General features: G+C 45.6%; 22 protein-coding genes. 13 read left to right on the top strand and 9 right to left on the bottom strand.

The window, feature by feature from the left end; translation table 11 throughout:
* The first annotated feature begins 482 nt into the window (after positions 1-482).
* The 4 genes from QUA54_RS22560 (at position 483) to QUA54_RS22545 (ending at position 5,692) form a co-directional block, all read left to right on the top strand.
* Positions 483-1,106, top strand: a complete 624-nt coding sequence (locus tag QUA54_RS22560) for a DUF3859 domain-containing protein (RefSeq protein WP_333416373.1) — start codon at positions 483-485, stop codon at positions 1,104-1,106.
* A 33-nt stretch (positions 1,107-1,139) separates the two neighbouring features.
* Positions 1,140-2,999, top strand: a complete 1,860-nt coding sequence (locus QUA54_RS22555) for an asparagine synthetase B family protein (RefSeq protein WP_333416372.1) — start codon at positions 1,140-1,142, stop codon at positions 2,997-2,999.
* A 138-nt stretch (positions 3,000-3,137) separates the two neighbouring features.
* Complete coding sequence (locus QUA54_RS22550) at positions 3,138-4,367, top strand: decarboxylase (RefSeq protein WP_333416371.1); 1,230 nt, start codon at positions 3,138-3,140, stop codon at positions 4,365-4,367.
* A gap of 20 nt (positions 4,368-4,387) precedes the next feature.
* Entirely contained in the window at positions 4,388-5,692 is a 1,305-nt protein-coding gene (locus QUA54_RS22545; protein WP_333416370.1) for a hypothetical protein, read from the top strand.
* Positions 5,693-5,831: 139 nt separating this feature from the next.
* On the opposite strand, the gene QUA54_RS22540 is transcribed toward QUA54_RS22545, so the two are convergent.
* The 3 genes from QUA54_RS22540 to QUA54_RS22530 form a co-directional block, all read right to left on the bottom strand.
* Positions 5,832-7,586 (bottom strand): asparagine synthase-related protein, encoded by a 1,755-nt coding sequence (locus QUA54_RS22540; RefSeq protein WP_333416369.1) that lies wholly within the window; start codon positions 7,584-7,586, stop codon positions 5,832-5,834.
* A gap of 143 nt (positions 7,587-7,729) precedes the next feature.
* Positions 7,730-8,551, bottom strand: a complete 822-nt coding sequence (locus tag QUA54_RS22535; protein WP_333416368.1) for an SDR family NAD(P)-dependent oxidoreductase — start codon at positions 8,549-8,551, stop codon at positions 7,730-7,732.
* A 713-nt stretch (positions 8,552-9,264) separates the two neighbouring features.
* Entirely contained in the window at positions 9,265-10,698 is a 1,434-nt protein-coding gene (locus tag QUA54_RS22530) for a carotenoid oxygenase family protein (protein ID WP_333416367.1), read from the bottom strand.
* Positions 10,699-10,771: 73 nt separating this feature from the next.
* Between QUA54_RS22530 and QUA54_RS22525 the strand changes: the two genes are divergently transcribed.
* The 4 genes from QUA54_RS22525 (at position 10,772) to ctaD (ending at position 15,737) form a co-directional block, all read left to right on the top strand.
* Positions 10,772-11,785: an LD-carboxypeptidase gene (locus QUA54_RS22525; RefSeq protein WP_333416366.1), complete on the top strand. Its 1,014-nt coding sequence runs from the start codon at positions 10,772-10,774 to the stop codon at positions 11,783-11,785.
* Positions 11,786-11,867: 82 nt separating this feature from the next.
* On the top strand, positions 11,868-12,629 hold the full coding sequence (locus tag QUA54_RS22520; RefSeq protein WP_333197935.1) for a class I SAM-dependent methyltransferase: 762 nt from the start codon (positions 11,868-11,870) through the stop codon (positions 12,627-12,629).
* Between the two features lie 222 nt (positions 12,630-12,851).
* Positions 12,852-13,853, top strand: a complete 1,002-nt coding sequence (locus QUA54_RS22515) for a cytochrome c oxidase subunit II (protein ID WP_333416365.1) — start codon at positions 12,852-12,854, stop codon at positions 13,851-13,853.
* Between the two features lie 78 nt (positions 13,854-13,931).
* The gene (gene ctaD, locus QUA54_RS22510; RefSeq protein ID WP_333416364.1) at positions 13,932-15,737 is read left to right on the top strand and encodes a cytochrome c oxidase subunit I; all 1,806 of its coding nucleotides are present in this window, start codon (positions 13,932-13,934) and stop codon (positions 15,735-15,737) included.
* A gap of 52 nt (positions 15,738-15,789) precedes the next feature.
* Here the strand turns inward: ctaD and QUA54_RS22505 are convergent, their stop codons facing one another.
* Positions 15,790-15,999 carry a hypothetical protein gene (locus QUA54_RS22505; protein WP_333416363.1) on the bottom strand — a complete coding sequence of 70 codons (210 nt, stop codon included), beginning with the start codon at positions 15,997-15,999 and terminating at the stop codon, positions 15,790-15,792.
* Between the two features lie 6 nt (positions 16,000-16,005).
* Between QUA54_RS22505 and QUA54_RS22500 the strand changes: the two genes are divergently transcribed.
* The 3 genes from QUA54_RS22500 to QUA54_RS22490 all read left to right on the top strand — a co-directional run bounded on the left by QUA54_RS22500 (position 16,006) and on the right by QUA54_RS22490 (position 18,476).
* The gene (locus QUA54_RS22500) at positions 16,006-16,629 is read left to right on the top strand and encodes a heme-copper oxidase subunit III (RefSeq protein WP_333416362.1); all 624 of its coding nucleotides are present in this window, start codon (positions 16,006-16,008) and stop codon (positions 16,627-16,629) included.
* A 162-nt stretch (positions 16,630-16,791) separates the two neighbouring features.
* Complete coding sequence (locus QUA54_RS22495) at positions 16,792-17,073, top strand: HNH endonuclease (RefSeq protein WP_333175565.1); 282 nt, start codon at positions 16,792-16,794, stop codon at positions 17,071-17,073.
* 170 nt (positions 17,074-17,243) lie between these two features.
* Positions 17,244-18,476, top strand: a complete 1,233-nt coding sequence (locus tag QUA54_RS22490) for a hypothetical protein (protein ID WP_333416361.1) — start codon at positions 17,244-17,246, stop codon at positions 18,474-18,476.
* A 14-nt stretch (positions 18,477-18,490) separates the two neighbouring features.
* On the opposite strand, the gene QUA54_RS22485 is transcribed toward QUA54_RS22490, so the two are convergent.
* The 5 genes from QUA54_RS22485 to QUA54_RS22465 form a co-directional block, all read right to left on the bottom strand.
* Positions 18,491-18,790, bottom strand: a complete 300-nt coding sequence (locus tag QUA54_RS22485; protein ID WP_333416360.1) for a (2Fe-2S) ferredoxin domain-containing protein — start codon at positions 18,788-18,790, stop codon at positions 18,491-18,493.
* Between the two features lie 134 nt (positions 18,791-18,924).
* Positions 18,925-19,899 carry a cysteine synthase A gene (locus tag QUA54_RS22480; RefSeq protein ID WP_333416359.1) on the bottom strand — a complete coding sequence of 325 codons (975 nt, stop codon included), beginning with the start codon at positions 19,897-19,899 and terminating at the stop codon, positions 18,925-18,927.
* Between the two features lie 65 nt (positions 19,900-19,964).
* Positions 19,965-20,549, bottom strand: a complete 585-nt coding sequence (locus tag QUA54_RS22475; protein WP_333416358.1) for a Uma2 family endonuclease — start codon at positions 20,547-20,549, stop codon at positions 19,965-19,967.
* A 35-nt stretch (positions 20,550-20,584) separates the two neighbouring features.
* Positions 20,585-21,169 carry a Uma2 family endonuclease gene (locus QUA54_RS22470; RefSeq protein ID WP_333416357.1) on the bottom strand — a complete coding sequence of 195 codons (585 nt, stop codon included), beginning with the start codon at positions 21,167-21,169 and terminating at the stop codon, positions 20,585-20,587.
* A gap of 127 nt (positions 21,170-21,296) precedes the next feature.
* A complete protein-coding gene (locus QUA54_RS22465; protein ID WP_172185516.1) occupies positions 21,297-21,935 on the bottom strand; it encodes a peroxiredoxin in 639 nt (212 codons plus the stop codon).
* A 159-nt stretch (positions 21,936-22,094) separates the two neighbouring features.
* Here QUA54_RS22465 and QUA54_RS22460 point away from each other — a divergent pair, with 159 nt between their 5' ends.
* Positions 22,095-22,370 (top strand): hypothetical protein, encoded by a 276-nt coding sequence (locus QUA54_RS22460; protein ID WP_333416394.1) that lies wholly within the window; start codon positions 22,095-22,097, stop codon positions 22,368-22,370.
* 95 nt (positions 22,371-22,465) lie between these two features.
* Entirely contained in the window at positions 22,466-22,828 is a 363-nt protein-coding gene (locus QUA54_RS22455; RefSeq protein WP_333416356.1) for a cupin domain-containing protein, read from the top strand.
* Positions 22,829-22,946 lie beyond the last annotated feature (118 nt).

Genomic DNA, 22,946 nt, shown 5'->3' with positions numbered 1-22,946 from the left:
CAGTCCGACAGGGAATGAATTCCCTGCCTCAAAGCTAAAGTCCTCTAAAGAGGACTGAGAAGAAGAATTTTTAAACTAATTTTAACGTTCAATCGGTAGTCCGACAGTCCGACAGGGAATGAATTCCCTGCCTCAAAGCTAAAGTCCTCTAAAGAGGACTGAGAAGAAGAATTTTTAAACTCATGAGTCCTCTTCAGAGGACTTTAGCTATTAGACAGGGGTTTCAACCCCTGGCGGACTGCCGGGTAGGCGGGAGGACTGATGGACTAAAAGCTTAAGTTGACACCAATGGGATCTTGGAGTGTCCCTACGGGGATCGAAGAGCGATCGGGGTGTATTTCATAAACGTGGAATCTGCTGTATGACTTTTATGAACTCAAAATTATGAAACTTATGAATTGACTTGAAGCTCAGCCAGTTTTAAAATGTTAATTAACTGGGGTCAGTAAGTCGCATAAAAAACTCCTACCGCGTCTTAATATATGGAAAATCGACTGACTCAAACTCAACTAAAGCAAATAGTAGCTGAAGTAGAACGCCTTTCTAACCTCCGGCAATCTGAACTTGATTCCGAAGAAGTCAAAGAAATTTTGCAGGAGTTGGGCTTGCCTCCAGAGTTGCTAAATGAAGCTTTAATCCAGTTGCAGCGTCGGGAAGCACTGGCCCAGCAGCAGCGGCGAAATCGGTGGATTGCAGGAGGATTGGCTGCGGCTGCTGCGGGGGCGATCGCAATTACCGGATTCTACATTCAGCAAAACCGACAAGCGATCGATCGCGTTTCAATTCAAGAAAACCGCATAACTTCGGTGCAGGATGATGGTGGCAATTTGACAGTTATTTCCCGCCAAAATAATCCTGAAATATTTTATCGTACTACCTTGAAAGATGCACCGATAGGGAAAAAACTGTCGTTATCTTGCGATTGGATTGACCCCAGCGGTCAAGTTGTCAAACAAAACCGCTATCAGACTCGCGAAATCGACAAACCTATCTGGAATACTCAATGCCGCTACCAAATTGGTACTGCTGCTGCTACCGGAAATTGGCAAGTTAAAATGTTCGTTGAAAGTCGTGCGATCGGCAGTGCATCCTTTGAAGTTAAATAATTATAAAAAACTCGCCTATGGATAGATTTTAATATGGAAATTACCAACAAACCGCGTCAATTTTTAGGATACTGGGGCTGCGACTCTCGCCACAAATCAGACGCGCTGCTGGCGAAAATTATCAGCCAGTCTGCCAGAGAAATTCCAGTTCAAAAAGTCGAGGATTATTCCAGTTTCTCCACCGCAGGCAGCGAAAATCATCCAATTTGGAATGTTGCTAGTACCGAACTCGATGGCGCGCCAAGGTTGCCGACCAAAAAGAGCGATTCCCTGCGGGATAGCTACGCTTCACGTACTTTGCAAATCGCCGCCCTTTCAGCATCTGGACTATCTACATATCCATCAGCTAACGGTTTGCTGTTACCTGATGTCTGGGTAAACGTTCGAGAAAATTGCCTGATTTTAGGACGGGAACCCTTCGGGCGAGTAACGCTTTACTGGACGCAAATCGGGCAGAGTATTTGGTTTGCATCGAGATTGCAACTGCTGTTAAATATTTGCGAACAGCCAGATGTCAGCATTCCCGGTTTGTACGGCTATAGCTGTTTTTCCTATGTCCCAACTCCTTTAACTCCGGTCAAAAATGTATTCGCAGTTCCCGCAGGAACCGAATTGACTTGGGAGTGCGATCGAGATACTGGTGTCATTTTTGAAACCCAATCAAAACGCTTGTTGGAATGGGGAGAAAGTTCAGAAAAAATACAAGACGAAGCAGAAGCGATCGCACAATTACAAAACTTACTTAAAGATGCCGTTCACCGTCAAATTGCCGATATAAACAGCAGTGAAACAGTCGGAGTATTTCTATCAGGCGGTTTAGATTCCTCAGTTGTCGCAGCTTTATTAGTAAAAGCCGGAGTCAAAGTGCGCGCTTATACTCTCGACTTTGGCGAAGCGGGAATTCCTGAATATCCTTGGGCAGAACAAGTTGCCTATTCGCTGAAAATTCCCTTAGTAAAAGTAGATGCCAGGCCGCACCGGATTAAACAAGTTTTGCATTCTGCTGTGAAAGCTTTAGATTTGCCTTTTGGCGACGGAGTTACAGTGCCGCTGTACCTTTTAAATGAAGCTGCGAGTCAAGAAACCGATCTCGTTTTCAACGGCGAAGGCGGCGATCAGTTATTTGCGGGATGGACGAATAAACCCCTGATTGCAGCGGGTATTTATCAAGCTGCAAATCCAGCCGGAGACGAAGCTTTTGCCCTGCAATACCTGCGAACTTTTCACCGGATGTGGGGATACGAAACTAAAGTTTACCAGCCGCAAATTTACACTCAAATTCAGAATTTGCACCCTCAAGATTGGCTGCTAGAGGCTCTTAATCCTGCTTTAGGCGGGTCTTTACTGCACCGCCTCCGCCGCGCGGGGTTGATGCTCAAAGGCGCGCAGAACATCCATCCCCGCGCTGCTAATTTAGCTCTAGCTTTTGGTCTGAAAGTGCGATCGCCCTTTTGCGATTTTGCTTTAACAGACTGGACGTTTAAACTGTCAGGAGAATTGTGTTTGCGGGGTGCTTGCGAGAAATACATCCTCAAACGAGCCGTAGAAAATTGGCTGCCTGCGGAAATAGTTTGGCGGGAAAAACGGGGTATGGGGGTTCCCTTAACCTCTTGGTGTTTTAATGAATTTTGGCATCAAATTGGCGATTGGTTGAACCCTGCCGTGCTGCTATCAGAGAAACGCTGGCAACCCGATTTAGCAGCTCAAATTGTGTCCGGCAAATTCGCAGCGGGAATTCAAGGCCGCCGCATTGGCGAAATTATTTGGCTGTTAATTATGTGGCAAATTTGGCGAGCGCAAATCTTAGGCGAGGAAGTGAAAAACAAATCTTGGAATCATCCGTTTTGGTTGCCTCGATCGGTTTGGAACTACCGCCAGCGGTGGGCAGAATAAACGCTACTACCTTTATTCCTCGGCGGTTGAAACCGCGTCTACACAAACGAATTCAGCCTGCGCGGACTAAAGAATAAGTGAGGTATGAAAGCTGGATTTGGGATAATTGCTAATTAAACAAACATCTACTTTACCATTATGTCAACAATCGCCGATCGCAAATCAATTCTCAAAGAACCGCCTTTTACTCTTTCCCTAGCCCAAGAGTTATTAGCTACCTACGGTTCGCCGCTTTACGTTTATCAAAGCGATATTTTGCGCCGGACTATCGCCCGCATTACTAAGGCAATTTCCTATCCGCGAACTCAATTTTGTTTTGCCAGCGTGACGAACGGCAACATCGCACTGCTGCAAATTTTTCAAGCTTGCGGGTGGGGACTGCACGCCAATACACCGGGAGATATTTATTTAGGAAGTCAGGCAGGTTTTGCGCCCAACAACATTGTTTACAGCGGCAGCAATTTGCACCGAAATGAGATGGCACAAGTTCTCAAATGGGGTGTCAAAACTCTGAATTTCGACAGTCTTGCTCAGTTGCAGTTGTGCTGTGAAGTTTATCAATCTCTCAGGGAAAACCAACAGATTTTAGAACCGCCCAGTTTGGGTTTGAGACTGAATTTGCCCGAACTAACGGGAGAGAGTCGAATTGGAGTGCGATCGACTGAATTCCCAGGGGCGATCGCCCTCGCTAGAAAAGCCGGATTAAAGCTTAGCGGATTGCATTTTTATCGCGGTACCGGCACTAATTCTACCGCAGCTTTTACTCAAGTAATTGATACTATAATTGCCGCAGCCCAGCAATTGCCAGATTGGGAATATCTCGATTTTGGCGGCGGTTTTGGCTATCTTTACCGCAGCGGGGGTACAGCCTTTGACTGGGAACTGTTCGGAGCAGAATTAACCAGCAAAATTAGCCAACTCGATCGCGAAATTCAGCTAATAGTTGAACCAGGGCGATCGGTTGTAGCAGGATGTGCTACTTTGCTCGCTCAAGTTGTTTCGACAAAATGGCAAGAAGCCAAACAAATTGTCGGCGTGGATACTACTGTTGCTAATCTTTCAGTGCCGTCAGTTCACGGCGGATATCGAGAGATTTATACCTGGAATTGCCGGGATTCTCTACATCTTACTGATGTTTGTGGCAATACTACTTATTCGCGGGATTATTTGGGGAAAAACTGTCAACTGCCGGCTTTGGCGATCGGGGAAATCGTTGCTATTTTAGATGTGGGAGCCTACGGCTATGCCATGTCATCGCACTTTTTACACCGCCCCAGACCTGCGGAAGTGCTGTTAGAAAATAACCAGCATCGCGTGATTCGCCAAAGAGAAGGTTACAGCATTTTGTTAGCAAATCAAGTTTTTTGAATCATCATTAGGAGACGTTTATGAAGTGCATTAACTGCCATACTGACAATAAGTTAAAAGATCGCACGGCAAATAGCGGCCGCTGTGTACGATGCAGGCATAAGTTTGCATTTGAACCGACTTCAATGACTGGTGTCAAAATAACTGACCCCATGTTTGCCAAGGCGATCGCAGATATTTCGGTTAATGATACGCTGTTTTTTACTCCTAAGCAGTTATTTTACCTTTTAGACAAGCGATCGAGACCAAAAAATGATGAACTGCTCTACACAATCCCAGGATACGTAATTATTAATATAGTTTCGGGTATCTTTGTTCTTATCTTAACACCCAATCTATTTTCGGGAGGGAGTATAGCTTTCATTTTGGTAATGTTTGCGATCAATTGTTTATTAATTGCAGGAACTTTTACGGCTAGCCGTTCTAGGAAGTATCCGTACAAACAACGCCAGAACTTTGCAAATACTTTGCAAGTTTGGGGAGGAATAGTTCTGGTGTGCGGAATTGGTGTAAGTCTGTTATCAAGTTCCTTCCCACTGTTTTTAGCGAGCTGCGCTATCGGACTGCTATCTATCTATTTTGGAAGCAGAAAAATTGACAAAAAACCTGCAAATAGTCAAGAATTTACTATTGAGTTAAATCAGTTTCAAGGTTGGCTTAATACTTGGACAGCAATTAACTCTATGACTAAATTGCTGCAGCCTCCCCGCGCTCTAAATGGAAATACCGCCGTTAGTCCCGATGTCAGCGCTTACAGTTTTGATAGATTAGTTGTGTGCGATCGCCCGGAAATTGCCCAATTTTTAATCGCCAACAATTTTCACTTTGAAAACAACTGTGCAGTCCTCAGCATTACCGGATATCCGCAAAGTATCTTCGACACAACTATGGAAATGCTGCGCCGAAATCCCGACTTAAAAGTGTACGCTTTGCACGATTGCACTCCCAGAGGAATTGGTTTAGTTAACCAACTGCGCACCAGTCCTAATTGGTTCCCAGATAGCAGCGCGCTAATTATTGATATCGGACTGCTGCCCAGGCAAATTATGGCGGCTGGCGACAATATGTGTGTTCTAAGTTCTGAGAGTTCGGCACGAGATGCTGTACAACTGCCGCCAGCAATTCGCCAAGATTTATCCGCTGAAGAATTGGAGTGGTTGGAATTAGGTAATTATGTAGAATTGGAATCGTTTAGCCCTCAAAAACTGATTCAAATTTTGAATCGAGGAATTGCCGGCAGTCGAGATTTAGGCAGTGATGACAGCAGTTTGATTCTGCTAGGCGGCACGGATAGTTCTATTTATGTTGTTGACAGTTTTGGTTGAGGTTTGTGGGGAAACGGCAATGCCGTGTCCGCGCAAATATCCTGTGAGGTAGGAAAACGGCATTGCCGTTTCCGTGCAGATAAGGAAACGGCACTGCCGTATCCCTACAGATATAATGCGCAATTAAGCCGATTTGATATTACTTATTACCTTGCAGCCAAATTTCTAAACTCGCCAACAGCCACAGTTTAACGCCGTAACGCCCCCAGGTATCTCCTTCATAGTCTAGCCATTGACCTATCAAAGATTGGTTGAAATAAGGAGCGATCGCAGCTTTTTTCGACAGCAGCAAACCCTTAGCCTCTCGTTGCCAAAACTTCTTAAATCCCAACTGTACTGGAACCAGCATCCCGCTTTTGGGCCTGTCTAAAATTTGAGCGGGCAGAAGGTTTGCAACCGCTTGTTTTAATACAGCTTTTTCCACAACTCCCGAGAGTTTGTATTCCGGCGGCACAGTCATGCTCAAGTCAACTATTCGCTGGTCGAAAAGAGGCGATCGCCCGTGCAAGTCAGCAGCTTGAGTCAAGTTGTTAACTTTCGTCAAAATCTGGTCGGCTCCCTTAAATTTAATATTTAATGCCATTAATCGATTTAGATAACTGCCGCTGCTATTCAAATCAGCGCTAAATACCGAAGGTTCTGTTTTTACCGCTGCTAAAATTTCCGGTTTTAAAAGTTGAGGCAAATCCGCAGCGCATTTTTGAAAGGACATCAAATATGCTGGCAGCGCATCCAAATTAGTGAGAGAATTGTACAAGCTGTTAATTAGCATCGGTTGATTTTTTGGTCCGCCAAAACAGGGGTCGCCACCTTCGCCGTTGAGGACAATTTCGACAGATTCTCGCGCCAATTTTCCTAATAGCAAGTTTGGCACTGTCAGGGGGTCGCCGATCGGATCGTCTAAATAGCTCATCGTTTCTGGCAATTTTTCCCACATATCCCGAAAGGTAATTTCTAAAATGTGGTGTTGAGTTTGGCAGTGTCGGGCGACTAGACTGGAAAACTCTAATTCGTTGGCGCATTCTGCACCAAAATGAATTGAGTAAGTGTGAACCGGTCGATCGTGAAATTTAGCAGCTAAAGCGGCGATGCAGCTAGAGTCTAACCCGCCGGAAAGAAAGACGCCTACAGCTTTATTTGCAGGCAAATATTCTCGGACAATTTCATCTAAAAGAGAGCGCAATCTTGCGCCGTGCCATTCTAAAGATTGTTCGGCCTCGACAACTTGTTCTCGGAGTTCCCAGTAAGCGGAAATTGTCTCGTCAGGGAAGCTTAAAACGGTTCCTGGGCGCAGTTCTCGCACTTGCTGCCAGAGGGTACGATCGCCCGGAACAAAGGAGCAGCAGAGGTAATCTCGCAGCGCTACGAGGTCGATCGCCCTTGAATGGTAGGGTGCGATCGCCCGCAGTTGAGGAGCAATCCAGCGAGTCGCGCCAACATCAGTGTAGTAAAGAGTTCGCGCACCCGCGCGATCGCGTACCAGCCGCAAAACTTGCCTTTCTCTGTCCCAAACCGCAAACGCGAACATACCCGCCAGCAGCGGCAAGCATTCAACTCCCCAGCGTTCCCACAGTTGAGCGACTAATTGGCGATCGCAGCCCTGCCAACTATTAGCAGTAATCCCCACTCTTTCCAGCAATTCTAATCGGTTGCTCAGCCAAATATCGCCGACAACTGCAAATTTTTCTGAGGGACTTAGAATTTTCTGAACAGTTGGGTTTGAGCAAATAATAGCAATTTGACCTTCTCGCCACGCTGTATTATCTGCGATCGCGTCTGTTTTCCCCCAAGCTATCCGCCAATTTGAGGCTAATTCAACCAGAGAATTTGGAGGTAGAGAGGATTTTTGTTTTTGGCTACCTTTATTATTGATAAATGATTTTTTATCGCTCATTTTTGGCAACTCAAGATAAATTTAAATATTATCAACTATAACTTACATCTGGCACCATTCTTTGTGGAACAAGCCCCAGAGCCCGTTCCACAAAGAATGAGTTTTCTTGTGGGGTGGGCCGGAAAGCCCGCCCATAAAAGGGTTTATCGCCCGCTAGCTAAAGCCTCCCGCAATTTGCGATCGCGCGATTTATCCCGAAGTTCTGGAGTCGCCATCCGCAACACAAAATCCAGCAGCCAAGGAGCAATTCGGTGACACCAAACTGCTAGATGACTTTGATATCCTACTAAGATTTCTGGCGCATCTTTGTGCAATCCCGCGACAAGTGCTAGGGCAACTTTTTCGGGAGTTGTGGGTACTACCCAGCGAAATTGTTCCAAGTCTCGCACCATGTCGGTATCTGTTAGAGAGGGCAATAAAGCTGTCACTCGAACATTGTACTGAGTTAACTCGCTGCGTAAAGCTTGGGTGAATCCCAAAATGGCAAATTTGGTAGCAGAATAAGTCGCCATTGTGGGAGCGGCAATTTTTCCCATTAAGCTCGAAACATTGACAATTGTTCCTTCTTTTTGAGTCGCCATTCGCCGAGCTATCAAGCGGGTAATTGTGTAGGTTCCCAGCAAATTTAAGGCGATTTCTTCCTCGATTAATGGGAGTGGGGAACGCAAGAAAGATGCTTGGTGGGCGACGCCCGCACAGTTGACTAGCAGGTGAATCGGGCCGCAATCTCGCCAAGCTTGGGCGATCGCAATATTCACCGCTACTGACTGAGTTAAATCCAAAGCTAACGGCACTATTTCGGTGCCAAAAACATCGATTTCCTCTGCCAGTTCAATTAATTGCTTGCGGTTGCGCGCCACAATCAACAAACGTTTGACTCCTTGTCTCGCTAATTCCAGGGCGATCGATCGCCCAATTCCGCGCGAAGCTCCTGTAACAAGAGCTGTTTTTCCTTGAAGTTGCATAGATTAAACCTTTTGGTTGATGCTCACCGCGGCACGGAGTTATGAGTTGTGAGTTGTGAATTATCAGTTATGAGTTGAATGTTTTGGCGGTAACAACTCATAATCCATAATTTTGGGAAAGGCTATCTTGTTTCGATAGACCTCATTTACTTGTGGGGTTAACTCAAAACCAAAAACTGTTGAATCGCTAACGTGCGCGTGAGTTGAACTAAACTTTTAGTTTGCCAGGAATCAGTCAAATATCTGGTCACTTAACCTCATGCAAGCAGACAAACGTGAGATGAGAAAACCTAGTCGGGAATCATGCCAAAGCTGGCTTTAGTACCGCTCTTTATTCAGTTAGCGTCGGCGGACTTTGCCTGTGTAGCCGCGAATAAATTCGCCGGGGATTGGTTTTATTCAGTCCGCGTCGGCGGACTTTGCCTGTGTAGCCGCGAATAAATTCGCCGGGAATATTCGCCTGGATTGGTTATTCGTTTGGGCTTAATTAGCCCTCTTTTTTTAGTCCGCAGAGGCAGACGATATCCTGTGCAGTCGCGACTTACAATCGCCGGGGATTCGCGCGAATCGGCACAGGATAATTGAGCAATGCAGATGATCAATTCCACACCTCCTAGATATGAGAATTTCCTATCTACACACACCTTAACAACTAGAAGTTAAAGCGGCAACAATTTTTAATAAATCTTCCGCAACACTTCTTTACACAATTCTCATACGGCAGATTTCCAAGTGCCGTGAAAGCCCAAAGGTATGACTCCGGGCAATTCTAGCTGGCAAACAGGTTCGCGGGAAAGTCCGTCGCTGTCAAATATCCAGACTTCGCTGCTATCAGAATTGCCGTCATAAATAACTGTTACTATCCAACCTTTCTCCGAGGAAATATCTGGAACGTAGATGGGTTCTATGGGATAGCGATTTTTGCCACAGTCGGCAATTGTGAGATGGCGGCTTTGCGTGTCAAAACGGGCGATCGTACCGTAACGTTCCGCTACAATATCAATGTCAGGCCGATACATTGCCAGATAAATATATCGCGAGTCTTGCCCTATTTCTGAAGCAGGTACCGTCGGAAATTCGCAAGGTTGATCCAACAATTCTTCTGTTGCTGTCACTTTGCCCGTCAGAGGATTGAGATGCACCCGCCACAGAGTCCCCTCTGCATCGGTGCGAGTTTCACCCGCCGCTACTTCTTTCAGGCGCTGATTAGTTTGAAAGTCAGCCAAGCGCACTAAATCAACGGCCACCGAACCATCTTCCTTGACAAAACCGTTAGCAAAATGCCACTGGAACCAAGGTTCGGTTTCGCCGCGACTAACTAAAGAGAGAGTTTCAGAGTCAACTACTAATATCTGCGTTCCTAACTCTGGTTTCCATTCCAAAGAGTCGCTGTAACTCCTGATTCCAGCTAACACTGGCAAAAATTTTACTCGTACTGGCGGCACAAAAAATATTAGATACTTTCCAGCCAGAACAAAATCGTGGAGCATCGGAGGTCCATCTAAAGCAACAGTTGCTTGTTGCACAATTTTGCCTGTAGGATCGCTTTTATACAGATTCAACTTTGTACTGGCACCATGTGTAATTCCAAAGTTAAAAATATTGCCAGTAATCGGGTCGCGCTTGTAGTGAGCGGAATAAGAAGATCCACTCTCTAAACTTCCTAAATCGTCCGTTCCCTGAGTTTCCAGAGTTTGCAAATCGAGGCTGTGAGGCCAGCCGCCTTCCCACAAAGCTAAAAGGCGATCGGGCAAAGCTAAAACTGAAGTATTGGCAGCATTTTTAACAGATTTAGTCCAGCGCAACCACGCAGGACCCGGTGCTGTCATGCCGTAATTAGAGTAGAGAAATTTATCAGCTTTTTCCTCAGCTTGATATTCCGTTGTCTTCACGTAGCGATAAACACCAGCAGCACCGACATCGGTAAAATGTACTGCCAAAATTGCACCGTCGCCGTCAAACCAGTGTCCCGCATTCATGCCGCCGCGTTGCAAACGTGCGGGCCCGTTGCGGTAGAGAGTTCCCCGCAATCCTGCGGGAATTTTACCGCTTTTAACCAATAGCTGAGTCAGCGGAAATTCCGCAGCCGGACGGGCTAAAGCTTGAGCCCAAGATTTTTTAGCTGAGATTTGAGTGTCGGTTTTCATTTGAAACTCGCAAGTTTTAACTGATATGACATAATTTTTGCTATACAATTATAGCAAAAATTAACTAACAGCTATGACTCTCCGCCGCCGCGCTCTGCTCAGAACTTTTGGGTTGACTGCTATTGGTACTCAGCTTTTGCCGATCGCCCAAACCAACCTATCTCCCAAAACTGCGATCGAGCCGCGCCGCCTGCAAGTCGGCGATACTGTAGCCTTAATCAATCCTGCCGCTTTCAACTACGAAAAAGAAGTGCAGCCATTTTTCAAAGTTCTGGATAACCTGGGTTTAAAAGTTAAATTGGGAGAGCATTTTTACGACCGCTACGGCTATTTAGCAGGCAAGGATGCCGATCGCGCCGCCGATGTCAACGCAGCCTTTGCTGATGACTCAGTGCGAGCTATTTTTACCGGGATGGGCGGCTGGGGCTGCGGTAGAATATTGCCGCTCCTAGATTACAATATTATCCGCAACAATCCCAAAATTATTATGGGATTCAGCGATATTACTGCGCTGTTATTGGCGATTTATGCTAAAACTAATATAGTTACTTTTCACGGCCCTTTAGGTGCCTCAAGTTGGAGTCCCTTTACAGTAGATTGCGTCAAAAAAGTTTTGTTTGAGGGAGGCTCTGTTACGCTGCAAAACTCCAAAAGCCTGCAAGTTGAAACAATCTGGCGCGGCACAGCTAGGGGAAAACTAATCGGCGGCAATTTATCAGTAATAGCAGCAATGGTGGGTTCTGCATATTTACCGACATGGGAAAACAGTATTTTGTTTGTCGAGGAAGTTGGCGAAGAGGTTTATCGCATCGATAGAATGTTGACGCAGCTCAAATTAGCGGGCATTCTCGATAAAATATCAGGTTTTATTTTCGGACAGTGTACCAAGTGCGAAGCTGAAAAACCCCAAGAGTCCCTAAGCTTACCTCAAGTATTGTCAGACCAGATTCGCCCCTTGAAGATTCCTGCGTGGTATGGTTCAATGGTGGGGCACATTCGGGAGCAGTTCACTTTGCCGATCGGCAAACAAGTCGAAATCGACTCAAATTCGGGTACAATCAAACTGTTAGAATCCGCTGTCAGCTAAATATTGAACTATTCTCGATATTATCGAGGCATATCCAGGGAACGAGAAACGAGAAAAAATTAAACACAAAATCAGAAATATCGTGAAAAAAGCCGCACAATTAATTAAACCCTTAACAGCAATTCTCTTAACAATAATTTGCTTGTTATCGCAGAACGCTTGCACAGCAGCAGCAAGTAAAACCGCAAATGGCGACACCATTTATCAGCAGCGAACCGTCCACAATCCCGACGGCACAGGCAAATTTTACATGGGTCGAGAAATTGCCCAAGTCATGGGATATCAAGGCGCTAGTTGGCTGGAAAGACCGTCTCGCGGCATGGAAGACAAATCAGCTCGATTAGTGAACAATCTCGATTTAAAACCAACCGATATTGTAGCCGACATAGGAGCGGGAACGGGATATTTTAGCTTTCGCATCGCTCCCTTAGTTCCACAAGGAAAGGTTTTAGCAGTTGACGTGCAGCCGGAAATGATTAATTTTATTAATTTGAATAAACAAGAAAAAAATATTGCTAACGTTGAGCCAGTTTTGGGAAGTATTGACAATCCGAATTTGCCCGAAAACAGTGTAGATTTAGTTGTGATGGTGGATGCTTATCACGAATTTGCATATCCCAGAGAAATGATGCAAGGAATTGTGAAAGCACTCAAACCGGGAGGCCGCACGGTATCGATCGAGTATCGGGGCGAAAACCCGATGATTCCCATTAAAGGTTTGCACAAAATGACGCAGAAGCAGGTGAAAAAAGAAATGGCAGCCGTCGGTTTAGTATGGAAAGAGACAAAAGATATCTTGCCCCAGCAGCATTTGATGGTGTTTGAGAAACAATCTCAAATTTAGCAGCCAAACAAAGCGATTGCTTACCATTTTTTATCACTTTTGTCAAGGTACAAAAGACGTATTTGTGTGTACGGGCGATCGGTCAGTCAAACATACTAAGCCTTAAGTAACCCTTAAGATAGACTTTTTACTAAAAATACCATTTACAATTAAAAATTGATAACCCAGAGGCGCTTCTTTCATTTTTCAAGCGAAGAAGTGTCGCTATTAAGAAGTACCAGCGTGAACATTCCAAGTTCCATCCTCACCATGCTCGCCGGCATCGGAGTGACTCTGATCAGTCTCTGGTACGGGCAGAATCACGGTTTGATGCCGATCGCCGCCTCTGACGAAGCATCCGACATAGACGCGCTCTTCAATACAATGATGACCATTTCCACTGGACTATTTATCATGGTCCAAGGAATTCTCATCGTTGCTGCAATTAAATATCGCCGTCGTCAAGGAGACAACACAGATGGCCCACCTTGGCATGACAACTTTCCCTTAGAAATTCTTTGGACAGCCGTGCCGGCGGTGATTATTTTAGGAATCGGAGTCTACAGTTTTGAGATTTACAACTCAATGGGAGGCCTCGATCCGATGGGCAATCACGACCACGGCACCATGCAAGCGCACTCTAAAATGCGGGGAAGTGCGATCGCAGCCACACTCTCAGATACACCGCAAAACGCCCCTCAAATTCCGTCTCAAAAACTCTATGCTTTAGGCGTAGGCGCTTCCCCAGAAAATGAAGACAAACCAGCAGACTTAGTTGTAAATGTCACAGGTTTGCAGTACGCCTGGATTTTTAGCTATCCAGAAAGCGGTGTTAGTTCTGGCGAACTGCATATGCCAGTCAACCGCGACGTACAGCTAAATATCTCAGCTCAAGACGTGCTGCACGCATTTTGGCTGCCGGAATTTCGCCTCAAACAAGATGCAATTCCCGGGCGGCCGAGCGAACTGAGATTTACACCAACTAAAACCGGCGAATACCGGGTTGTTTGTGCTGAATTGTGCGGCGCTTATCACGGAGCGATGAAAGCTTTAGCAGTCGTTCACGCGCCCGAAGAATTCGACAGTTGGCTGCAAAGCCAGCAAGTTGCTAGCAGTCAAAACTTAGAGCAAGCAGTTGCACTCAATCCTGGGGAATTGTCAGACGGTGAATTTTTGGCTCCCTACGTCAGGGAAATAAAAATTAATTCCGAAACCCTAGAACAACTTCACCCAACTCATCACTAAAAATAGTCATTAGTTCCTGGCACTTGGCCTTTTATCTTGAGCTAATAACTAATGACTAATAACTAATGACTAATAACTATGACACAAGCACAGTTCCAAGAAAGTGCCAACACTGAGGCTCGCGGAACAGCTCCCGCCGATAGACATTGGCGCGACTACTTCACTTTTAATACCGACCACAAAGTCATCGGTATTCAATACCTGGTAACAACATTTATTTTCTATCTAATCGGCGGCGTGATGGCAACTTTGGTGCGAACAGAACTCGCCACCCCCGACGCCGATTTTGTCACCCCCGAACTCTACAACAGTTTATTTACTGTTCACGCGACGGTGATGATATTCCTGTGGATCGTACCCGCCGGAGCCGGATTTGCTAACTTTTTGATCCCCTTAATGATTGGGGCACAAGACATGGCATTTCCCAGGCTGAATGCGATCGCCTTTTGGCTCATTCCCGTAGGCGGCGTGTTGCTGTTGAGCAGTTTTTTGGTAGGAGCTCCGCAGGCGGGTTGGACTTCCTATCCCCCTTTGAGCTTAGTTACTGCTCAAGCCGGGGAAGAAATTTGGATTCTCAGCGTTTTGATTCTCGGAACTTCTTCGATTTTGGGGGCGGTGAATTTTGCCGTTACCATCTTTACCATGCGCGTTCCGAGCATGAGTCTCAATGAAATGCCTTTGTTTTGCTGGGCGATGATTGCGACTTCAGCGCTGACTTTGATTGCTACTCCAGTGTTAGCCGCAGCTTTGATTTTGCTGTCGTTTGACTTGTTAGCGGGGACGGCATTTTTTAACCCGACCGGCAACGGCGATCCCATCGTTTACCAGCATTTATTCTGGTTTTATTCGCACCCGGCAGTTTACATTATGATTATGCCCTTTTTCGGGGTAATTTCAGAAGTTTTGCCGGTGCATTCCCGCAAGCCAATTTTTGGTTATTTGGCGATCGCATATTCCAGTCTCGCGATCAGCTTTTTGGGCTTGATCGTGTGGGCGCACCATATGTTTACCAGCGGCACTCCCGGCTGGCTGCGGATGTTTTTTATGATCACGACTATGATCATCGCCGTACCAACTGGGATTAAAATATTTAGCTGGTTGGCAACTATTTGGGGAGGAAAACTCCGGCTTGTCAGCGCGATGCTATTTGGGATGGGTTTTATCTCAACATTTGTGCTCGGCGGCATCACCGGGATCATGGTAGCTTCCGTACCTTTCGACATTCACGTTCACGACACTTATTTTGTCGTCGCTCACCTGCACTACGTGCTGTTTGGCGGCTCAGTGTTTGGAATTTACGCTGCTTTTTACCACTGGTTCCCCAAAATGACGGGGCGGATGATTAATGAATTTTGGGGTAGAGTTCACTTTGTTTTAACCTATGTTGGCTTTACTGTAACTTTCTTGCCGATGCACGCTTTGGGGATGCAAGGAATGCCTCGGCGGGTGGCAATGTACGACCCGAAATTTACCACAATTAATGTCATTTGTACTGTCGGTGCTTATATGCTGGCAGTGTCTACAATCCCCTTTATCATTAATGTGATTTGGAGCTGGAGGTACGGCCCGAAAGCAGGTGACAATCCTTGGCAAGCTTTGAGTTTGGAATGGATGACGACTTCGCCGCCCCCGATCGAAAATTTTGAAGGAGTGCCGGTATTGGCAACAGGCCCTTACGATTACGGCATGGAGAAAATTCAGAATACAGGGGAACGTCTCAGGCTCAAACTGAGGGAAAATGCCACCCGCAACGCCCAGAAAACAGGTATTCCTATTGCGGAGGCTCAAGCTTCAACTTTCTTTGGCGGTACTGCAACTTTGGTCGCTCCTGAATCAGAGATAGATGATGATTCTCCTGCTGATGAAAGTCAAGATGGCGAATAGTTATTAGTCATCAGTCATCAGTCACCAGTCAAAAGTCATTAGTCATTAGTTATTAGTTATTGCTCGTCGCAATATGAGAACTTGGGACAAATGACTTTTGACAGCAACAGCACACCCGCAATGTAGGGATAAATTGTTTCCCCTCTTCCCTCTTCCTTCTTCCGACTTCCATCGGACTGACATCCGTTACATCCGTTACATCCGTTACAGAATCCGTTGCCGAACTTCCTTCTTCCTTCAACATCCCATTACCAACTAGCAATTTATTATGCAAAGTCCAGCGATCGATCCGGCAAAAACAGCCCTGAATTACCACCACGAGGCTGAGGTAGAAGCACACGGTGTGGAGCATCCCGACCACCGAATGTTAGGTGTAATTGTGTTCCTGTGCGCTGAAGGCATGATATTTTTCGGTATGTTTGCCGCGTATTTGATTTATCGGGCGATGGCCCCCGTGTGGCCTCCTGAAGGTACGCCGGCGCGAGAGTTATTGCTGCCGGGAATTAATACGGTGATTTTGATTGCTAGCAGTTTTGTGATTCACAATGCGGATACTGCAATCAAAAAAAATGATGCCGCCGGAATGCGGAATTGGCTGCTCGTAACTATTGCTATGGGCGCAGTTTTCTTGTTCGGTCAGGTTTACGAATACACTCATTTAGAGTTTGGCTTGACGACGAATTTGTATGCCAGTTGCTTTTACGTTTTGACTGCTTTTCACGGCTTGCACGTTACGTTGGGAGTGCTGCTGATGGTGGCGGTGGTGTGGCGATCGCGCGCGCAAGGTCACTATTCTAGCGAGCACCACTTCGGAATCGAAGCGACTGAGATTTACTGGCACTTTGTGGATGTGATTTGGATTGTTTTGTTTTTGTTGCTGTATATTTTGTGATGCCAGAGGCTTTTTGGCCTCTGCCGCAAGAGATTTGTATGATCCCCTTTTGGGGGTTTTTTATTGTTTGGAGAGTGCGATCGAGCTTCATTCACATGAATCAAAGCCGATCGCGCTAAACTAAAAGTAGCAATTCTCCTATCCAGCAGCATTGAGAAAATTATGCAGTGCGAATTGTGCGATCGACAAATGGAAGCATTAACCGCCCATCACCTCATCCCCAAACAAAACACCAAGCGGAAAAACGAAGATCCCAGCCCGACAATCGACATTTGCTCCGCTTGTCACCGCCAGATTCACTCTCTATTTGACAACAAACACCTCGCCCAAGAGCTCAACACCCTGGAAAAGCTCAAAAATGACCCTGAACTCCAGAAATTTGTCTCTTGGATTAAGAAACAAAAAACCGACAAACGCATTCAAGTACGCGGTAAAAAAGCTTGAGCGCAATGCCCGAGCTCAGATATATAGTCCTGGACGCAGTTACTCTCTGAAACCCGGTTATTCATAAAATTTTCGTTTTCCAAACCAAATTTTTGCATAGCAACCCGGTTTGTTTGCGTAAATCCTAGTATAGTGATTTACTTATTGGTAACAAGCTGCCAACTATTATCATGAACCTCACCTCCCTCGAACTCGCAAAAGACCGAGCGCGCATCTTCAAAAACTACCTTCAAATGGAAATAGATGCCAAATCTAATATAAACAAACTAGCCTTTTTAGACCGGGGCATTGAAAACTCCCCTTACCAACAAGCAATAAAAAACTATCCCGATTATCTCAAACAGAAACCCGACGGCTTAAAAGTAATTAGCTATATTCCCGGACCCAATAATCCCCTCAAACTTACCCCGTTTCCCAGCCTGGGAGAACTACCTCAAATTAACTCTCAAGCTTTAAGTTTTCTCCACGAAGAAATCAAACAAGCCTGCGTTTGCATTGGTACTTTTGTAGACGGCAAAATTCAGGCACAGTGGCTGGGAAAAAACGCACTTACCAATGCTGAGCAGTGGAGTGCCACTAAAATTATCGCACTCCTTAATATCGTCAGTCAAATAAATAGCAAATATCCAGACTGCGACATTGACAACTGCGTTGTTAGAGATGGCAACGGGCAAAAACACGATTTTTACTTTTACGATGTAGCAAAAGATATGATTAGCTATGCCTCAAATATAGCAAGTTCAAACTCCTTAGCCGCGATGTTCAAACGCTTCGATACTCGCATAGGACTAGAGCAATGGCTGAAGAGCGCTACTGGCAATCACGATCTAATTTTTCGCGGCGATTACGGCGAAATCCCTTATCTCAACAACCCAAAAATATTCGATATCAGCAAAAAACAAGTGCTGCTAAATGCCGCAGTAAACAGCACCAAACAAAGTAATTCCGTATCTGCTTATGACTTGACCAGGCTAATTTCTATGTTAGGATGGCACTTCCATATCGAACAGCGATCGCGCATGAAAGCATCTCAGTGGAACAGCTTAGAAAGCATTGTCAGAGCAATGGGACATGACAGCGCTCGATATGTGGACGTAGCAATTAAAACTTTGGGGATGGATAGCCTCATCACTTCTCCAGTAATTATCTCAAAATTGGGTTACGGACTGAGCGCGATCAGGGGAACCCTAGAAACAGTTTATGTGGCTTTAGTGCGGTTTGTTGACGAACGGCCGAAGGCGGCGGGAAAGCCGGCAAAACTCAGAACTTTAGCCATGACTTTGCGGGCCGAAAAAGCTGTAGGCGCTTCCAGCAGTGTCGATCGCTTGGCGATCGAACTCGATGCCAGATTTTGCGCCGAAGTCACGGAAATTCTCCGCCGGTTGTTTGCGGAAGAATTTTAAACGCGGGCGATCGACTAATGAGAAAGCTCGTGAAACTTGCGGTAAAGCATCCTCTCCACTGGCTTTCCTCCTCGCAAATGTTGCTCAGTTATTGTCGCAACTTCCTCCTGGCAAACACCGCTGTACCAAACCTCTTCTGGCAGCACCAACACCATCGGCCCGTTGCCGCACTGTCCCAAACAACTGCTAGCAACAACTTCGACTTCTGAGGGCGACAATTTCTGAAAAGCTGCCAGTACCTTTGCTGCACTTTGCTTGCGACAAGTGCGGTTTTGGCAAACAAGAACTCGCCTAGAATATTCGATGATTTTCATGTTTTTTACTTGACAGTCTGCCACCTATATGCTATTTTTTATCATGGGAATATGTGCGCGCATATATACTCTAAATATATACTCTAATTTGATATATGCCCAGATTTTAAGGTGCGCCGGAACGCACCCTACAATTAATCTGGTGACAAGCCTTTGGAAGTCAACCATTGTCGATCAAACAAACGCGACTGATACCGAGCCCCGCCGTCGCAGAGTACCGTAACAATCGTATGTCCAGGCCCCATTTGCTTCGCTAAAGCCACTGCCGCCCCCACATTAATCCCCACAGAACCGCCCATAAACAGCCCTTCTTTTCTCAGCAGTTGGTAAATCACCCGGACCGCCTCAGTATCGTCAATTTGAATGGCGTCGTCTACCGGGGCATTCTCCATATTTGCAGTCACGCGAGTGGTGCCAATTCCCTCAGTAATCGAACTGCCTTCAGTCTTAATTTCCCCTGTTTTGAAATAACTGTAAAGCCCGCTGCCCATCGGGTCTGCCAAGACAATTCTCACAGCAGGATTTTTTTCTTTCAAAAACATTCCTACCCCAGCAAAAGTACCGCCGGTACCCGTAGCTGTTACCCAAGCATCAATTTTACCGTTTGTTTGTTCCCAAATTTCCGGGCCAGTTGTCTCGTAATGAGCTCGGCGATTGGCTAAATTGTCAAACTGATTTGCCCAGACTGCATTTTCCATTTCCGCAGCCAATCTTCCCGACAATTTGACATAATTATTTGGGTCTTTGTAAGGAACAGCGGGAACAGTCCGAACTTCAGCGCCCAAGGTTTTCAAAGCATCGATTTTTTCTTGAGATTGGTTATCGGGAATCACAATCAAACATTTGTAACCTTTAGCGTTGCAAATGTGTGCCAAACCGATGCCAGTATTGCCGGCAGTGCCTTCAACAACCGTGCCGCCCGGTTTCAGCAAGCCTTTTTCTTCTGCATCTTTGATGATGTATAAAGCAGCCCTATCTTTAACGGAACCGCCGGGATTGAGAAACTCTGCTTTGCCAAGAATTTCGCAGCCAGTTTCATCGCTGAAGCTGTTTAAGCGAATTAGTGGCGTGTTGCCGATTGTGCCTACAAAGCCGTTTTTGATATCCATATTTTTTGCCTGTTTGCATTCTCTTATTAATTTTTACAATAAGTTGATATTTATTGCTACCACTTTTACCAAATCTTGCTCATATTGAGTACAAATCCCGGCAAAACGGGGTCGCCGCTAACTGTAGCCGGATTCTCGAAACATTCCTCTGCCAAACCAGGACGGTAAATATAAACGCGGCGATTTTTGCGGTCAATCAACCAGCCTAACTGCACTTCTGGTTCTCTCATATATTCTTGCATTTTTTCTTGCAATGGCTTGAGATTGTCAGAAGCAGACCTGAGCTCTACTACAAAATCCGGGCAAATCGGGGCAAACTTTTGCTTTTGTTCTGGTGACAAAGCGTTCCATCTTTCCAATTTTATCCAAGCAGCATCCGGCGACTTTTCTGCACCTGTTGACAGAGTAAATCCTGTACTCGAAGTAAACGCTAAACCAGTACCATTTTGTTCTGCCCAAACCCACAGCGGTCCAAATATATTACCTTCTCGGTTTCCCGTCTCCGAACCAGTAGGGGGCATAATTAGCAATTCTCCCGATTTGTTGCGTTCAATGCGTAACTCACTATTGATTTGACAGAACTCGAAAAACTGGTCATCTGTCATTTGCAATTCTGGTGGTATTCGCAACACAATTGTTGATGTCAACATAATTGATTTCCTCGATCGTTGCTCCTATATTAAGCTTACCAAATCTCGCTCATATTCAGAACAAATCCCGGCAAAACGGGGTCGCCGCTAACTGTAGCCGGATTCTCCAAACATTCCTCTGGCAAACCGGGACGGTAAATATAAACTCTGCGATTTTTGCGGTCAATCAACCAGCCTAACTGCACTCCTGGTTCTCTCATATATTCTTGCATTTTTTCTTGCAATGGCTTTAAGTCCTCAAAATCGGGTCTGAGTTCAACTACAAAGTCAGGGCAAATTGGTGCAAATTTTTCTGCCTGTGCTTTTGATAAAGCATTCCACCTTTCCAGTTTAATCCAGGAAGCATCAGGCGATCGCACGGAGTCGATCGATAAAGTAAATCCCGTACAAGAAGCAAAAGCAATGCCAGTTCCATCTCCCTTTGTCCAAATTCCCAATTCTCCAGTTAAAATAGCATTGCGGTTGCTGCTGATTCCCCCAACGAGAGTCAATAATAGTATTTCTCCCTCCTGGCTGCGTTCAATTCGCAAGTTGCGATTTAATTGACAGAACTCGAAAAACTCGTCGTCTGTCATTTGCATTTCTGGCGGCATTCGCAATACGATCGGAGATGACAGCATTTTGCCTTTCCTGAAATCTAAAGTCTCAAACAAGATTGCATAATTTCTCTGTTGGTAGTGAGGACTTCAGTCCTCAAAAAAGAGGGAAGGACTGAAGTCCTGACTGCAAACATTGCGTAAATTTAACCTATTTATTCGGCTGAGGAGTCATCCGCAAATAAGGCTTAACAGGCGTGTAGCCTTTGGGAAATTTCTCTGCCAACTCTGCGGGGTCGGTAATCGAAGGTACGATGACGCAATCGTCGCCATCTTTCCAATCAACCGGAGTCGCAACGCTGTATTTGTCTGTAAGTTGCAAGGAATCAATTACTCGCAAAATTTCATTAAAATTCCGACCAGTGCTAGCCGGATAAGTAATGCTCAAACGCAATTTCTTTTCCGGGTCAATTACAAAAACTGTGCGGATTGTTAAGTTGTTCAGCGAGTTGGGATGGATCATGTCGTAAATGTCGGAGACTTTACGATCGCCATCTGCTAAAATCGGATAATTGAGGGTGACATTTTGAGTTTCCTCAATATCTTTAATCCAGCCCATGTGAGAATCCACATCATCGACGCTGAGGGCAATGGTTTTGACGCCCCGCTTTTCAAATTCAGACTTTAGACGGGCCACTGCACCGAGTTCTGTGGTGCACACTGGAGTATAGTCTTTCGGGTGAGAAAACAACACGACCCAGCTATCCCCAGCCCAGTCGTAGAAATTGATTTCCCCTTCAGACGAAGCTTGGGTAAAGTTGGGAACTGTATCGCCTAATCGCAGAGTCATAGCTGATTTCCTCTAATTTTATTTAAGGACTGTTCCTTATCATGCCATAATTCCCGGTTTCTCGATCGAGCTGTAAAGGATTCTAAACTTTTTGGTCGATCGATCGGCAATTCCACTACTGTAATGTATGTGTGGCTTCTAACGCTGAATTTTCTTGCTATGCTTTACTTTTTGCTTAAGGCAATACAGCCTGTTTTAGTCCCGCTGTGTTTTGTGTCCGCCTGGGGCTTAGTTTTTTTGCTGTGTTTGAGTGTCGGGCGTACTGTTACCGACTCGATGCGTCGAGCTCAGAGGATGCACCAAATCCCTTGTGCTAACTGCGTATTTTTCACCGGCGACTACCACCTCAAGTGTCCCGTTCAGCCTACTATAGCTTTATCTGAAGATGCGATCGACTGTCCTGATTATCGATCGCATTCGGGAATTTACGGTTAAAAAATCCGGTCGCCACTTTACATATTTCTTAACATTTCTGGCTCTTTCAATTAAACTTAAGTTGTGGTAAAGAGATTTTCAGGAGTGTGGAAAGAATGCTAATTCAAAAGCTAAATGCCTGCGAGGAGTTTATTGCTGGCGACGGTACTCAACTGCGAGAATTGCTGCATCCAGACAAACAAGCTGTGGATTTGCGTTACAGTTTAGCGCACGCCGCTTTGCCACCGGGACAAACTTCTGTGCTGCACTCCCTGACAACTTCTGAAGTTTACTACATCCTCAGCGGCGTTGGAGAAATGCACATCGACGACGAAAATCAATTCGTGGAAGCCGGAGATGCAGTTTACATTCCTCCAAACGCCAAGCAGTTTATTTACAACTGCGGCACAGAGCCGCTAATATTTATTTGTATCGTCGATCCCGCGTGGCGAAAGGAAGACGAGACAATTTTCCAGTAATTTTCTAGTTTTTCTCCTTGTATGCTTGTTACCCGGCTCTGCCCGGTAACGCATATCTAGAGGCTCTGCCTCTACTGAAAAAAACATCACAAACCGAAAATCTCTTTTAACAACAACT

Origin of the sequence: Microcoleus sp. MOSTC5 (assembly GCF_036701825.1) — a bacterium.
Lineage (GTDB): Bacteria > Cyanobacteriota > Cyanobacteriia > Cyanobacteriales > Microcoleaceae > Microcoleus > Microcoleus asticus.
The sequence above is the reverse complement of the archived record's forward strand: the minus strand, read 5'-3'. Positions and strand labels throughout refer to the sequence as shown.

What these genes read in the sequence shown, in the direction of transcription:
- QUA54_RS22480 (WP_333416359.1), bottom strand. Translation starts at nt 19,899, where the DNA reads ATGGATATCAAAAACGGCTTTGTAGGCACAATCGGCAACACGCCACTA.
- QUA54_RS22525 (WP_333416366.1), top strand. Translation starts at nt 10,772, where the DNA reads ATGACTCTCCGCCGCCGCGCTCTGCTCAGAACTTTTGGGTTGACTGCT.
- ctaD (WP_333416364.1), top strand. Translation starts at nt 13,932, where the DNA reads ATGACACAAGCACAGTTCCAAGAAAGTGCCAACACTGAGGCTCGCGGA.
- QUA54_RS22530 (WP_333416367.1), bottom strand. Translation starts at nt 10,698, where the DNA reads ATGAAAACCGACACTCAAATCTCAGCTAAAAAATCTTGGGCTCAAGCT.
- QUA54_RS22550 (WP_333416371.1), top strand. Translation starts at nt 3,138, where the DNA reads ATGTCAACAATCGCCGATCGCAAATCAATTCTCAAAGAACCGCCTTTT.
- QUA54_RS22460 (WP_333416394.1), top strand. Translation starts at nt 22,095, where the DNA reads ATGCTTTACTTTTTGCTTAAGGCAATACAGCCTGTTTTAGTCCCGCTG.
- QUA54_RS22465 (WP_172185516.1), bottom strand. Translation starts at nt 21,935, where the DNA reads ATGACTCTGCGATTAGGCGATACAGTTCCCAACTTTACCCAAGCTTCG.
- QUA54_RS22540 (WP_333416369.1), bottom strand. Translation starts at nt 7,586, where the DNA reads ATGAGCGATAAAAAATCATTTATCAATAATAAAGGTAGCCAAAAACAA.
- QUA54_RS22545 (WP_333416370.1), top strand. Translation starts at nt 4,388, where the DNA reads ATGAAGTGCATTAACTGCCATACTGACAATAAGTTAAAAGATCGCACG.
- QUA54_RS22470 (WP_333416357.1), bottom strand. Translation starts at nt 21,169, where the DNA reads ATGCTGTCATCTCCGATCGTATTGCGAATGCCGCCAGAAATGCAAATG.
- QUA54_RS22490 (WP_333416361.1), top strand. Translation starts at nt 17,244, where the DNA reads ATGAACCTCACCTCCCTCGAACTCGCAAAAGACCGAGCGCGCATCTTC.
- QUA54_RS22560 (WP_333416373.1), top strand. Translation starts at nt 483, where the DNA reads ATGGAAAATCGACTGACTCAAACTCAACTAAAGCAAATAGTAGCTGAA.
- QUA54_RS22475 (WP_333416358.1), bottom strand. Translation starts at nt 20,549, where the DNA reads ATGTTGACATCAACAATTGTGTTGCGAATACCACCAGAATTGCAAATG.
- QUA54_RS22455 (WP_333416356.1), top strand. Translation starts at nt 22,466, where the DNA reads ATGCTAATTCAAAAGCTAAATGCCTGCGAGGAGTTTATTGCTGGCGAC.
- QUA54_RS22495 (WP_333175565.1), top strand. Translation starts at nt 16,792, where the DNA reads ATGCAGTGCGAATTGTGCGATCGACAAATGGAAGCATTAACCGCCCAT.
- QUA54_RS22555 (WP_333416372.1), top strand. Translation starts at nt 1,140, where the DNA reads ATGGAAATTACCAACAAACCGCGTCAATTTTTAGGATACTGGGGCTGC.
- QUA54_RS22535 (WP_333416368.1), bottom strand. Translation starts at nt 8,551, where the DNA reads ATGCAACTTCAAGGAAAAACAGCTCTTGTTACAGGAGCTTCGCGCGGA.
- QUA54_RS22485 (WP_333416360.1), bottom strand. Translation starts at nt 18,790, where the DNA reads ATGAAAATCATCGAATATTCTAGGCGAGTTCTTGTTTGCCAAAACCGC.
- QUA54_RS22500 (WP_333416362.1), top strand. Translation starts at nt 16,006, where the DNA reads ATGCAAAGTCCAGCGATCGATCCGGCAAAAACAGCCCTGAATTACCAC.